This window comes from Paenibacillus elgii NBRC 100335 (genome assembly GCF_004000865.1).
Lineage (GTDB): Bacteria > Bacillota > Bacilli > Paenibacillales > NBRC-103111 > Paenibacillus_G > Paenibacillus_G elgii.
Genome location: NZ_BIMB01000011.1, coordinates 1 through 13,177, shown reverse-complemented (window position 1 = coordinate 13,177; position 13,177 = coordinate 1). Strand labels below are relative to the sequence as shown.

12 protein-coding genes are annotated in these 13,177 nt (G+C 55.6%); 7 read left to right on the top strand and 5 right to left on the bottom strand.

Annotation, left to right across the window (positions count from 1 at the left end; translation table 11 throughout):
- Positions 1-36: 36 nt before the first annotated feature.
- The 6 genes from PEL01S_RS10670 (at position 37) to PEL01S_RS10645 (ending at position 6,270) form a co-directional block, all read left to right on the top strand.
- The gene (locus PEL01S_RS10670; RefSeq protein WP_127460284.1) at positions 37-456 is read left to right on the top strand and encodes a hypothetical protein; all 420 of its coding nucleotides are present in this window, start codon (positions 37-39) and stop codon (positions 454-456) included.
- 299 nt (positions 457-755) lie between these two features.
- The gene (locus tag PEL01S_RS10665) at positions 756-1,919 is read left to right on the top strand and encodes a YhgE/Pip domain-containing protein (RefSeq protein WP_127460283.1); all 1,164 of its coding nucleotides are present in this window, start codon (positions 756-758) and stop codon (positions 1,917-1,919) included.
- 109 nt (positions 1,920-2,028) lie between these two features.
- On the top strand, positions 2,029-2,631 hold the full coding sequence (locus tag PEL01S_RS10660) for a TetR family transcriptional regulator (RefSeq protein WP_127460282.1): 603 nt from the start codon (positions 2,029-2,031) through the stop codon (positions 2,629-2,631).
- Between the two features lie 63 nt (positions 2,632-2,694).
- Positions 2,695-2,964, top strand: coding sequence for a hypothetical protein (locus PEL01S_RS10655; protein WP_127460281.1), 270 nt, complete (start codon positions 2,695-2,697; stop codon positions 2,962-2,964).
- A gap of 172 nt (positions 2,965-3,136) precedes the next feature.
- The gene (locus tag PEL01S_RS10650) at positions 3,137-3,928 is read left to right on the top strand and encodes an alpha/beta hydrolase (RefSeq protein WP_127460280.1); all 792 of its coding nucleotides are present in this window, start codon (positions 3,137-3,139) and stop codon (positions 3,926-3,928) included.
- Positions 3,929-4,242: 314 nt separating this feature from the next.
- Positions 4,243-6,270, top strand: a complete 2,028-nt coding sequence (locus PEL01S_RS10645; RefSeq protein ID WP_127460279.1) for a glycosyl hydrolase family 18 protein — start codon at positions 4,243-4,245, stop codon at positions 6,268-6,270.
- Positions 6,271-6,334: 64 nt separating this feature from the next.
- Here the strand turns inward: PEL01S_RS10645 and PEL01S_RS10640 are convergent, their stop codons facing one another.
- From PEL01S_RS10640 to PEL01S_RS10620, 5 genes are all read right to left on the bottom strand, one after another.
- Positions 6,335-7,582, bottom strand: a complete 1,248-nt coding sequence (locus tag PEL01S_RS10640; RefSeq protein WP_063180232.1) for an MFS transporter — start codon at positions 7,580-7,582, stop codon at positions 6,335-6,337.
- A gap of 13 nt (positions 7,583-7,595) precedes the next feature.
- Complete coding sequence (locus PEL01S_RS10635; RefSeq protein ID WP_127460278.1) at positions 7,596-8,645, bottom strand: ArsR/SmtB family transcription factor; 1,050 nt, start codon at positions 8,643-8,645, stop codon at positions 7,596-7,598.
- A gap of 138 nt (positions 8,646-8,783) precedes the next feature.
- The gene (locus PEL01S_RS10630; protein WP_127460277.1) at positions 8,784-10,169 is read right to left on the bottom strand and encodes an ABC transporter substrate-binding protein; all 1,386 of its coding nucleotides are present in this window, start codon (positions 10,167-10,169) and stop codon (positions 8,784-8,786) included.
- 113 nt (positions 10,170-10,282) lie between these two features.
- Positions 10,283-11,104 carry a carbohydrate ABC transporter permease gene (locus PEL01S_RS10625; RefSeq protein WP_127460276.1) on the bottom strand — a complete coding sequence of 274 codons (822 nt, stop codon included), beginning with the start codon at positions 11,102-11,104 and terminating at the stop codon, positions 10,283-10,285.
- Positions 11,101-12,069, bottom strand: coding sequence for a carbohydrate ABC transporter permease (locus PEL01S_RS10620; protein ID WP_127460275.1), 969 nt, complete (start codon positions 12,067-12,069; stop codon positions 11,101-11,103). Before PEL01S_RS10620 ends, PEL01S_RS10625 begins: the two co-directional genes overlap by 4 nt.
- Positions 12,070-12,317: 248 nt before the next feature.
- Here PEL01S_RS10620 and PEL01S_RS10615 point away from each other — a divergent pair.
- On the top strand, positions 12,318-13,177 hold an 860-nt coding region (locus tag PEL01S_RS10615), incomplete at its 3' end, for a serine/threonine-protein kinase (RefSeq protein ID WP_255320096.1).

The window sequence follows — 13,177 nt, the reverse complement described above, 5'->3', positions numbered from 1 at the left end:
GCAATTTGGGTAAATTTCACGGAGGTGTTCATCTGTATGGAAAAGTTTCAACCGAATGCGTTCCCTAAACAGAGCATGGTGTCGCCATTATCGTCGAATTTTCCACCTTCTCCAAGCGTATCGCCGTATTCGGCGCCAGGGCCGAATATCGCTCCCTACTCCGCTCCGATGTCGAATATCGCTCCCTACGCGGCTCCGATGCCGAATATAGCGCCGATGCCGAATATGCCTCCGATGCCGACAGCCGTCTCGCCTGCATTCGTAGCTCCTACGTCGCATTATCCAACGGCAAATGTTCACAACATTAATGAGATCAACGTTATTATTCCGAAGAAGAAGAAACACCACCACCACGTCTATCCTTGGCGCGGGTGCGGGACAACGACAGGCATTATCCTCGTCTTGTTTATTTTGTTGGTCATCGTCCTGCGCAGCAGGCACCGTCACCATTGCTGACGCGTAGCGCAGGCGGTCATGCTCGGTAGTTCTCTACCGGCTCCACCGCCGCTATGCCAAGGCTCCCTGCGGTAACGCCCGGTCATCCTTCGATCTGAGCATTGCTCGTTGATTGCCGCGCGTTACGACGGTTCGATCGCAATCGGCGAAACCGTCCCATCCCGCAAAGTGTGCAGGGAGCCTTGCGAGGGTGGAAAAAGGGGTTGACAGGACAAAAATTTGCGTGTTATTGTTTTAAACAAACGTTTAATTTAAATAAATGTTTAATTAAAGTACATACCTAGAGGAGAGTACACACGATGTTTCAAGCTTTGCGCGCGTATTTGAAAAAGCCGGCGACGATTATCGGGATCGTTACGGCGATGATGTTCCAAATTATTTTCAGTCTCGTCTGGATGTCCGGTTATCAAGGGGTGAACGAGAACGTCAAGCAGCTCAAAATCGCCGTCGTTAACGAGGATCAAGGCGTCGGTAAGCGGGTGGAGGAGCAGCTTGTATCGTCGCTGCCGTTTCGCATGATCAGCGAGCCGTCGCTGAGCCGGGCTCAAGAAAAGCTGAACAACCGGGAGGTGCAGATGGTGCTGCATCTTCCGGCCGATTTTTCCAAGCAGTTGCAGGCGCAAGGACAAAAGGGACGGATCGATTATTACATCAATGAATCCAATCCCGCACTGATCAAAAGCATCATGCAGGGCGTCGCGAACGGGGTAACCGCTACGGTCGGCAAAGAAGCGGCGGCGATGGGCATGCAGGCTATGCTGGTTCAAGCGAATATGCCCGCGGCCCAGGCGCAGAGCGTGGCGCAAGGGATATCCGATAAGGTAGAGTCCAACATCGAGTCGGTCAATCCGGTTCAAGGCATGCATAATCAAATGGTGCCGATGATGATGGTGCTCGCCTCCTACGTCGGAGCGATGATTATGGGGATGAACATACAGCAGGCGACCGCGATGCTCGGCCCGAGCTTCTCCAGATGGAGCAAGTTCGGTGCCCGGGTGATCATCAACGTCGTATCCGCCGTGTTCATCGCGCTGATCGGCTCTTCATTGGTTGTGGCAATGGGCGGTCAGACCGCCGCCGGTTTCGTATCGCTGTGGCTGTTCCAAACGTTGTTTCTGATGGCGTTCATGTTCTTCTCGCAGATGTTTCTTATCGTCTTCGGAATGGCCGGCATGCTTTTCAATATTGCGATGCTGTCGATTCAGCTGGTTTCGTCGGGGGCCATGGTGCCGCGGGAACTGCTTGGGGGCTTCTATCATACGTTTAGCGAATTTTTGCCTGCGACTTATGCGGTGGACGGCGGCATGAACGTGCTGTTCGGCGGTCCGTCCGTATCGGCCGATGCGGGGGCGCTCGTAGCCATTACGCTCAGCTGCCTCGTTGTCGGCTTGGCTGCCACCGGACTGCGCAGGGAAGGGCGTGCCGCCGTGAAGCCCGCAGGAGCAGCGGCCGCTAACGCGTAATCGGAAACCGGGGCAAACGGCCGGAAGCTTGGGCGCGATCCGGTCCGTCTTCCGGTTTTGTGGTACAATAATGAAACTTATACAGTCAAAACGGAAGGGGACGCTTTAGTTGGCCCAGACGGAAACGGATATGAAAATGCGTATTTTATACGCCGCCAAGAAGCTGTTTGCCCGGCAGGGCTTCGAAGGGACAAGCGTTCGGCAAATCTGCGAGGAGGCAGGCGCGAACGTCGCCTTGGTCTCGTATTATTTCGGCGGTAAGGAAAAAGTATTTCATGCCATTTTCGAGCATTTTTTTCCAGGCCGGCAGCAGCTTTCCGGAGGCGAGGCTGCTTTTGCTCACCCGGTTCGGGGGCTTAGTCTCATTGTTCGGGAAATCATCCGCTTCAGCCTCACCGATCTGGAGCTGAGCACGATCATTCAACAGGAAATGGTCCTGAATACGCCGCGTGCAGAGGTGGTAAACTCCTTTACCTCTCCCGTCTGGAGCATGGCCCGCAGTATGCTGGAACAAGGCCGGAAGGAAGGCTTGTTTCATTACGAATCGTTGGATCAAGCGCTGCTGTTCGTCATGGGAGCGACGCTGGCCCACAAGCAAATCGGCTGCGGCCGGGAGCTACTGTCACTGCCGAACCTGCTTGCAGACGAGACGGCGGAGCACACGCTGCATTTTATTTTAAAGGCGCTTGGCGCGCCCGGGTCACCCGCCTAAACCTTCCGGGCGCCTCTCCCATACAATAAAACAAGAAGAATAAACGAGAGGGGAGAGCGCAGGGTGAGCAAGCTGCCTACGGTATTCCGCAGCGTTAACGAAAGCTTGGATGAAATTTTGACCTCTTTCGACAAACTCAATTCGATCTACCAGTCGGCGAAACAGATGTCCCCGTTGTTGAAGCAGGCGGCCAATCTGATTGCCGAGGCGAATGCGGCTGCAGCGGAGCAGCAAGTGAGGCTAAGCGAAGCGATGAAGACCACAAGGAACAGGCCGGTCGGAGGAAAACAAGGCAAAAGGAGACCGGCCCGCAAGCGGAGGCGGATGCTTTAAATCGAATCGGATGCCGGGCTCGGATGAGCCGGGCTTTTTTTGCGCGCAGTTCTTTATCCCGCTTGCACCGTTTCCATAGCAGCTTTTCGTTGGCACGGTGTGGTCCGAAGCGGTATACTGGGTTTGGGAAATTACGGGATACGATCCGATACAACGGGGAGGGTAACTTTACATGGCTTTTATCGATTGTCATTTTTTCTCCGAATCGCTCGGGCTGTCTACGTCGATGTACGTTTTATTGCCTCAAACGACAGTGGGACAGATTGGCTTAAACAACCGCAGTACGGGGGGGAAGCACCCAGTGCTGTTTTTGCTGCACGGCCTCTCGGACGATCATACGATCTGGCTGCGCCGAACGTCCATCGAACGGTATGCAGCCCCGCTCGGACTCGCGGTTGTCATGCCGGCCGTGCATCGCAGCTTTTACGCGGACATGGCGAGCGGTCCGAAGTACTGGACGTTCGTCAGCGAAGAGCTGCCCGCGCTTGCGAGGTCTTTCTTCCCGCTGGCAGAGGAGAGGGAACGCACCTTTGTGGCCGGCCTGTCGATGGGCGGATACGGCGCGCTGAAGCTGGCGCTCCGTCATCCCGAGCGGTTCGGGGCGGCCGCCAGCTTGTCTGGCGTAACGGACATCGAAGCGATGGCGCGGGAGCGGCTGTCTCGGGAGGAAACGGCGGCGATATTCGGGTCGGCGGACAGTCTGCGCGGCAGCGATAACGATTTGTTCGGGCTGGCGTCCGGATTGGCGCGTTCGGATGCGGGGCAGCCGAGGTTGTATCAATGCTGCGGCACGGAAGATTTTTTGTACGAGGACAACATCCGTTTCCGCGACCATTGCCGGAAGCTCGGATTAGAGCTTACTTACGAGGAGGAGCCCGGGACGCATGATTGGAGCTATTGGGACCGCAAAATTCAAAGCGTGCTGAATTGGCTGCCGCTGGAGAATGGTCTGGCGAACAACTAAAAAGGATCGGCTTATAGGCTTGGGTATGCTCCGTTTGGCGGGCGCATCCAAGCTTTTTTTGTTGATTGTCCTTATAAGATCCTTATAAGACAAGGACGGCTCTGCCGGTTATCCGGGTATTCACAGGGATCTTATAGAAATTTATCCCTCTTTCTGGAGGAAATTATCCGTTACAACGTGGGAGCGATCCCTGATAATGGAAGCAAGAAAGATGAGAGGAGGAATATCGCCCGATCAACGACGATGATATTAACCGGATTGCAAAGGATTGTTTGCCGGAAAGTAAAATGTAAACAAAGGAGCTGTTGTAGTTAATGATGAAACGAAAAGCTTGGGCGCTGCTGCTGGTCGTCGTGCTGTTGGCTTCGCTGCTGCCTGCGGCTGCCTTCGCCGCTGCGGCTTGGGCGCCGAATACCTCGTACAAAGCCGGTGACATCGTCTCCTACGGAGGCTCGGACTATCAATGTCTTCAGCCCCACACGTCGCTCGTCGGATGGGAGCCGCCTAACGTTCCCGCCTTGTGGAAGCTGCATAGCGGCGGCGGGACGGATACCCAACCTCCTACCGCACCGGCCAATTTGACCGTGACCGGCAAAACATCGACCACCGTCAACTTATCCTGGGGCGCATCGACCGATAACGTCGGCGTAACGGGATATGACGTGTACCAAGGCGGGACGCTTGTTGGAAGCGCTGCCACAACTTCGTATACCGTAAGCGGCCTGAAGCCGTCGACCTCGTATACCTTTACGGTAAAAGCTAAGGACGCCGCCGGCAACGTATCCGCTGCCAGCAATGCCGTCACCGTCACAACGGACGGGGGGACTGGCGACACGACGCCTCCTACGGCGCCGACAGGTGTTAGCGCTTCCAACGTAACGTCGAGCAGCGTGACGTTAACCTGGACGGCATCGACCGATAATGTCGGCGTAACGGGATACGACGTGTACCAAGGCAGCACGCTTGTTGGAAGCGCTGCCACGACCTCGTACACCGTAACCGGTCTGACGGCTTCGACGTCGTATACGTTTACGGTGAAAGCCAAGGACGCTGCCGGCAACGTATCCGCCGCCAGCAATGCCGTTACGGTTACGACTTCCGGCACCGGCGGTGGTGGCGGCAAGAAAATCGTCACGTACTACCCGGCGTGGGCGGTCTATGGACGCAACTTCAAAGTACCGGAAATCGACGCATCGAAGGTTACCCATATCAACTATGCTTTTGCGGACATTTGCTGGAACGGCAAACACGGCAATCCGGATCCGACCGGACCGAACCCGCAAACCTGGGCTTGCGCCGATGAGAAGGGCAATATCAACGTACCGAACGGATCTATCGTGCAGGGCGATACTTGGGCCGATACCGGCATGTCGTATCCGGGAGATACGTGGGATCAGCCGCTCAAGGGCAGCTTCAATCAATTGATCAAGTTGAAAAAGGCGAATCCGAACCTGAAGACGCTCATTTCCGTCGGCGGCTGGAGCTGGTCCAACCGGTTCTCGGACGTGGCGGCCGATCCGGCGACACGGTCCAATTTTGCCAAATCGGCGGTTGACTTCATCCGCAAATATCAGTTTGACGGCGTCGATCTCGACTGGGAGTACCCGGTCACCGGCGGTTTGGCAGGCAACAGCAAGCGTCCGGAGGATAAGCAAAACTTCACGCTGCTGCTGCAGGCGGTCAGAAGCGAGCTGAATACCGCCGGTGCGGCCGACGGCAAGCAGTACTTGCTTACGATTGCTTCCGGGGCAGGCCCGAATTACGTGAACAACACGGAGCTGTCCAAGATCGCGCAAACGCTCGACTGGATCAACATCATGACGTACGATTTCCACGGCGGCTGGGAATCGAAGTCCGGACACAACGCTCCGCTGTATTTCGACTCGGCGGATAACAGCGAAGATCCGGTCAACTTCAACGTCGACAAGGCGGTTGCGAATCATCTGAATGCCGGCGTGCCGGCCTCCAAGCTGGTGCTCGGCATCCCGTACTACGGCAAAGGCTGGCAGGGCTGCGCCTCTGCGAATAACGGCCAATATCAACAATGCTCCGGCGTATCCCAGAAAGGAACATGGGAGAACGGATCGTTCGACTTCTACGATCTGGAAGCCAACTACATCAACAAAAACGGCTATACGCGCTACTGGAACAACGTAACCAAAACACCGTTCCTGTATCAGCCGAACGGCGGCATCTTCATCTCGTACGACGACGCTGAATCGATTCAGCACAAGGTCGATTACATCAAGTCCAAAGGACTTGCCGGCGCCATGACGTGGGAAGTGACGCAGGACCGCAACAAAACGCTGCAAACGATCGTGAAAAACGGTCTGAATCCGTAAAACACCCGACAACGAGAGCACCGCATACGCTTCATACCGCACTAATGATTTCCGGCCTTCGCCCTCATCGGGCGGAGGTCTTTTGTTTATCCTGTAGCGAAGGATGCAGGTACAGCAGTGAACCGGCCGTAGAAAGCAAGCCGCCCAGCAAAATGGTCCCGTGCGTTCCGAACTGTTCGGCCAGCACGCCAGCCAAAAAAGCCGCCACCGGCATCAGCGTCCACGTCATAAACCGGCTCGTCGCCTGAACGCGTCCTAACAGCCGGTCGGGTGTCAGCGTTTGCCGGATCGTCACGATGCACGGGTTCATAGCGGACGCGGTGATCGTCCCGGCCGCATTCGACAGCAGCAGCACGGCGTAAGTCTGCGATTGGCTAAAGACGACGACGGACAACCCGCCCAGACAGGAAGCGGCGAATAAAATGGTCCGGTAAGAGAATCGTTTGCGCAGCACGGCCGTCACCAGCGCTCCCCCGACCGCCCCCAGTCCTCCCGCAGACAAAAGCCAGCCGATGCGCCCGACAGGCAGCTGAATCGTTTCTTTGAGATGAAATACCATCATTGTCAGGAACAGGGTCGTTCCGAAGACGGATACGAGCATCGCCAGGTTCGTAAATAAAATCGGCTTCGTCCGCACGACAAACTGAAAGCCTTCTTTTAAATCTGCATACATGCCGTTTGCCTTATGGGCGCCCGCAGCCGTCTTTCGGATGGGAAGGCTGAGAACCGTCAGAAACGAGATAAAAAACGTAGCGCTGTTGACGAGCACTGCATATCCGGGATTGTATAAGCCGATCACCATTCCTCCCAGACCGGGCGCTGCGAGCACGGCCAAGTTCGCAAAGCCCGAATTGACCGCATTCACCGTCTGCAAATCGCTTTTTCGGACGAGATTCGGCACGGAGGCGATTTGCGCCGTCGTATAGATTTGACCGAGCACGCCGGCGGCCAAGGCGGCGATGTACACGTGCCACATTTCCAGCGAATCCATGATAAACAGAAGGCCCAGCAGCCCCGTAATGACACCTCTGCCGAGATCACAGAGCAGCAGCAGCGTTTTACGGTTCAACCGGTCGGACCAGATGCCGGTCAAGGGCTGCAGCAGCACCGGCAGGCGTTCGAGCGCGGTTACGATTCCCATGCTGACCGGTGAGCCCGTAATCGCCAGAACGAGCAGGGGAATCGCGATAAGCTGAATTTGATCTCCGCAGTAGGAAATAAAGCTGCTTCCTACGAAGCGGAAGACCGGGTAATTTCTTTTGAATTCCGGCAGCGAAGGCTCGGGGCTTCGTCCGGCAGCCGATGCTTCCATGTTCCGTCCACCTTTATTCGTCTTGTCGTAAATAATCGGCCAGCTCTTGGGCCAGCGTATCGATGGCTTTCGTCTTGACGCGGTACTTGGCATCGCGGATGTCGACCAGCCTTGCGGCACGGAGCAGCTTCAAATGATGATGAATCGTCGATTTTCCGATATTCAACCGATCCGTCAAATCTTGCAGGCTCCGGTCCTCTTCGGACAGCAGCTTGACGATGCGCAGCCGGATTTCGTCGCCGAGCGCCTTATGTTTAAGAACGAGCGAGGCGTCTGGCATGTACTTGTCGGCAGGATGGATGCTATCGCTCGCTACAGGATAATGAAAGACCTTCGTCCCTTCGATATCCGCTTCGATGTTCCATGGCCGGTAAACGATTTGCGGGATGAGCAGCACCCGGTGAACACTCGGCTCCGGCGAATACGTGACGCCGCCCGTGGCCCATTCGACAAGCTCTTCCGGGGTCATCCTTTGCTGCATGCTGCGCTTGGCTTCGCTATCTCTGGTCAAAACGGCAAGGAGCTGCTCCGCTTCCGGCTCGATAACTGCCTCGTACCAGCCTGACATCACTTCCGCGAGATGACGCTTCAGCTCCGCCGGATCGGTTGTGCAGATAAAATCGATATAGGCCGGGAAAAACGGGTTCCCGTTTGCGAGTTCCTGCAGCCTTTGTGCAGCCTTCCTGTCGCCGGAAGCCGCCTGCTTGCGCGAGTTCTGGTGCTCTTTTCCGAGATAGGGAAGACAGATGCTTTTCAACTCCTCCGGGGCCAAACGCTCGATATAGGCCAGAAAATCGGGCAGGGAAGTGAAAGCTTGCTGATGGAGCAACTGAAGCAAAGCCTTCCAAGTATTGTGCTTCTCTACAAAAGCCAAGTGCTCCAGCAGTTCTTTGGATAACGAGGCTTTGAGCTGCTTCCAATGTTCCGATGGTTTCTCCAACGTATGGAGAAGCGGCGTGTTCGTCACAGCCGCAATCCCCATCGCGCATTCCCACAGCAGCGAATACTCGAGCTGCACTTGATACGTCTCCCGCTTCCGTCCCGTAGCTTGAATGATGTCCAACCTAATCACCTCTTCGAATTAAATGATTCTAGTGTATTCTATAATATTAGAATTTTAAATTCAATATTTTTAGAATTAAAATTCAAAAAAGACCGACGGTCTTCCTTATTTGAGGGAGACCGTCGGCCGGGTGAAACGTTATTTCGCTACCGTCTTGTTATACTGTGCAAGCTTCGACGATATTTCTTTAGCTGCGCCGTCCAGCGCTTCTTTCGGAGACTTCTTGCCGTTCAGCACTTCTTCGATTGCGCCTTCGGTAAGCTGGCGGGCTTCCGGGAACACGCCCATAACCGCGCCCTGCGTTGCTTTGTTCGCTTTCGTTTGGTGCAACTGGTCGACAGCTGTTTTAAACTGCGGATATTTGGTCAGATTGTCCTTGACGAGCTGCTCGTCATACGCTTTTTTCGTGATCGGGAAGTATCCCGTGTTGACGTGCCAGTAAGCTTGCTGCTTCGGATCGGTGAGGAATTTGATGAACTCCCATGCGCCCTTCTGCTCCGCTTCGGAACGGTTGTTCAAGATGTACAAGCTCGCGCCGCCGACGATGACGCCGCCATCCTTCGCGTCCTTCGGCTTCGGCAGGAAGGCGGTACCGACTTGGAACTTGCCTTCTGCTGCACTGACAATCCCGCGCAGGGAAGCGGTCGAATCGAGCGTCATCGCGATTTGGCCGGCGGCAAACGCTTTTTTCGTATCGTCGGTTTTGCGGCCGAGGTTCAGCATCGTTTTGTCGTCGATCATTTGCTTCCACCAAGTCATCGTGTTGACGCCGGCATCGCTGCCAAGCAAAGATTCCGTTGCCGGGCTGGTGCGGCCGTTGCCGTTGTTCAGCAACTCGGCGCCTTGGTTCGCGAAGAACTGCTCCATGAACCAGCCGTAGATGGCGAAGGAAGCGCCGGCTTTGCCGTCTTTAGTCAGCTTTTTGGCTGCTTCGGCGATTTCTTCGTAGGTGACGGGCGGCTTTTCCGGATCGAGACCGGCAGCTTTGAACATGTCTTTGTTGTAATACAGAATCGGGTTGGACGTGTTGAACGGCATCGAATTTAGCTTGCCGTCCACCGTATAGTAGTTCAAAATGTTTTCTTCAAGCTGGGAGACATCGTATTTGTCAGCATCGATAAATTTTTGCATCGGTGTGATCGCTTTGGAGTCAATCATGAAGCGGCTGCCGATTTCGTACACCTGAATGAGCGCCGGACCGCTTTTGGAATCCATGGACGCTTTCATTTTGTTCAAGCTTTCGTCGTAGGTGCCTTGGAATACGGCTTCGACGACGACGTTTTTCTGGGAGGCGTTGAAATCGGCGACCAGCTTGTCCACCGCTTTGCCCAGCTCGCCGCTCATCGAGTGCCACCAGACGACCTTGACCGGCTCCCCGGATTTCGGCACTTCCTTATTTTCTGCGCCGCCGGCCGCAGGCTTGTCGCCAGCATTGCCCGCCGTGCCGTTGCCGCATGCCGCCATAAACATCATGACGAAAGCAAGCAGCAGAAGCAGCATGCTTTTTTTGTTCAGGTGCTTCATTTCGGTTGATCTCTCCCTTTAATTTGTTATTTATATATAGAGCGAGGAGGGGGTTGGAAACTCGTCGACTCCGTCATGCGGAGCGAGCCAAGAGCCGGTCCTCGCGCTATGTCTTACCCTTTGATCGCTCCGGCCGTCATCCCGCGGACGAGCTGCTTTAGACCGAGCAGCAGCAAAACAAGCGACGGCAGCAGCACCGTCACGACGCCCGCCAGCACGACGTTCCAATAGGTCAGCTCTTCGAATTGCAGCATGCTGATGCCGATCTGGACCGTGCGCATCGATTGCCCGTTCGTGACGAGCAGCGGCCACAAGTACATGTTCCAGTTGCTCAGGAACGAATATACGCCGAGCGTGGCGAGCGCGGGCTTGGCCAGCGGCAGCACGAGCCGGATAAAGCTGCGCAGATGGCCGCAGCCGTCGATTTTGGCGGCTTCGAACAATTCGCGGGGGAGCTGCAGGAAAAATTGGCGCAGCAGAAACGTGCCGAAGGCGGTTGCCAGAAAAGGCACGATCAGTCCCTGGTAGCTGTCGAGCCAGCCCCAGCTTTTGACGGTCAAATAATTGGGAATGATCGTCACTTCCCACGGAATCATCATGGTGGACAGGAACAGCGCAAACAGGAAGCTTTTGCCCGGAAATCTCATATATGCGAATGCATAGGCGGCCAGACTTGCCGTCACGAGCTGCCCGAGCATGATCGTGCCCGAGACAAGGAAGCTGTTGGCGATAAATTGACTGACCGGAATTTGCTTGAGCACTTGGATATAGTTCTCCCAGTGCAGGCTGCCCGGCAGCAGCTTCGGCGGATACGAAGCCGATTCCGCGTTCGTCATGAACGAGGCTGCAACGGTATACAGGATCGGATACAATGTCAGCACCGCAGCGACGATGAGCACGGTGTACACGAACGTATTTTGCAAGCGCGAACTCATTGGTAATGCACCTTCCTTTCCAGAAAACGGTACTGGAGGAGGGTCAGAATCAGCACGATGGCGAACAGAATGAGCGCCTGCGCGCTGCCGATACCGAAACGGAAGTTCACGAACGCATCTTGATAAATATTAAAGACGATGACGTCGGTGCTGTTCATTGGGCCACCCTTGGTGAGAATGTGAATTTGTCCGAACGATTGGAATGCATGAATGACCGAGACGATCCCGACGAAAAAGAGCGTGGGCGATACGAGCGGCACCGTAAGCTGGAAAAAGGTGCGCAGCGGGCCGGAGCCGTCGATTTTGGCGCTATCGTAAATTTCCTCGGGTACGCTCTGCAAGCCGCTAAGCAGGACGATATAATTGAAGCCGAGATTCATCCAAATCGTCATGATGGAGACCGAGATGAGCGCCCAAGCCGGATCGGTCAGCCAACGGACCGGTTCCACGCCGAGCAGCGTCAAAAAATAATTGAGAGTGCCCAGCGTCGGATGATACAGCATCATCCAGATGACCGAGCCGGTGCCGACGGAAATGGCGACAGGCAGCGAGAACACGAATTGGAATGCTTTCATCCCCCGAAGCTTGCCTTGGGACAGCGCAGCGAGCAGCAGCGCAAGGGCAATGCCGACAGGGACGGTGAGAACCGTGAAGGACAGGGTGACTTTCAAGCTTTCATAAAATTTATCGGAGGCCAGCAGCTCGGTGAAGTTGTCGAGGCCGGCAAAAGCGGCGATGCGCCCCCGGGGGTCGGTCAAATGCAGGCTGAGGTAAACCGACTTCAAAAGAGGATAGAACAGAAAAATACCGAACAGCAAAAGAGAAGGTAGCAGGAAAGCATAGGCAAGCGACGCTTCCTTCCACTGGGTCACGCGCAGGCTTCGCCGGCCGGCGGCTGCCGCAGTTTGCCTCTTGGCTGAATTTGGGGCCGGACGAACCGCTGCGTTACGGTCGAGCAAGGTCATGCGGACGCTCCTTTCAGGGACTGGTCTGAACGAGCTAATTATAATGCGGGGGTGTTATCCAAAGGTTAATTGTGCGTTAAGATATTGTGGAGAACCGCTTGAAATTTACAAATTCTAAATAAACGGCGGCAAATCGGTTGTTGAAATTTTGGTAAAACTATGATAATTTATAAGCAATCTCATTACATTGTGCGGAAGAACCGCCTTATGTCATGCATTGTTTGCATGCGTAAGGCGGTTTTTTGTCGTTGTCTGCGAACGAAAGGCGGGGGAACGAAATCATGCTGCATTACGGCTTACAACCGGGTCAGACGTTGACGGGACGCTACCGGATCATGGCTCCTCTGGGGAGTGGCGGGATGAGCCGGGTGTTTCTGGCGGAAGACTTGAAGCTGAAGGGGAAGCGGTGGGCCGTTAAGGAGACGTATATCGGGGACGACCCGTCCGCAGGGGAAAGCGGCCAGGAGGCGGCGCTGCGGCGGCACGTGCTGCTCAAGGAAGCGGAAACGATGAGCCGTTTGAGTCATCCGAATTTGCCGGATATCGTCGATTACGTTCCCGCTAATGCCCACGGTTTTTTGTATCTGGTCATGGATTATATCGAAGGGGAAACGTTGCTGCAGCGTTTTGAACGGCTGGGCCGCCGCATGAGCGAGGGACAGGCGGCGGAAATTGCGCTGCAGCTTTGCGGGCTGCTCGATTATTTGCACTCGCTCCGCCCGGAGCCGATCATCCACCGCGATTTGAAGCCGTCCAACCTGATGCTGGACGCGGACGGACGGGTGCGCTTGATCGACTTCGGGACCGCCCGCAGCTTTAAAGCGGAGCAAGCCGCCGATACGGTGCTGCTCGGCACGGTCGGCTTTGCCGCGCCGGAGCAGTTCGACGGGCGGCAGAGCGATCCGCACACCGATCTGTACGGCCTCGGCGCGCTGCTTTATTTTTTGCTGAGCGGCGGCGCGTATTACAATCCGCAAAATCCGTATCGCGAAGCGGAAGCGGCGATCCCGCCCGGGCTTGCACCGATCGTGCTGCGGCTGCTGCGCGCAAGCCCCGACGGCCGCTTCGCAGACGCGCGCGAAGCTGGCGCCGCGCTGGCGGGCTGGCT

Coding starts and splice junctions, on each gene's coding strand:
- PEL01S_RS10670 (WP_127460284.1), top strand. CDS start 37: ATGGAAAAGTTTCAACCGAATGCGTTCCCTAAACAGAGCATGGTGTCG.
- PEL01S_RS10665 (WP_127460283.1), top strand. CDS start 756: ATGTTTCAAGCTTTGCGCGCGTATTTGAAAAAGCCGGCGACGATTATC.
- PEL01S_RS10650 (WP_127460280.1), top strand. CDS start 3,137: ATGGCTTTTATCGATTGTCATTTTTTCTCCGAATCGCTCGGGCTGTCT.
- PEL01S_RS10645 (WP_127460279.1), top strand. CDS start 4,243: ATGATGAAACGAAAAGCTTGGGCGCTGCTGCTGGTCGTCGTGCTGTTG.
- PEL01S_RS10640 (WP_063180232.1), bottom strand. CDS start 7,582: ATGGAAGCATCGGCTGCCGGACGAAGCCCCGAGCCTTCGCTGCCGGAA.
- PEL01S_RS10630 (WP_127460277.1), bottom strand. CDS start 10,169: ATGAAGCACCTGAACAAAAAAAGCATGCTGCTTCTGCTGCTTGCTTTC.
- PEL01S_RS10625 (WP_127460276.1), bottom strand. CDS start 11,104: ATGAGTTCGCGCTTGCAAAATACGTTCGTGTACACCGTGCTCATCGTC.
- PEL01S_RS10620 (WP_127460275.1), bottom strand. CDS start 12,069: ATGACCTTGCTCGACCGTAACGCAGCGGTTCGTCCGGCCCCAAATTCA.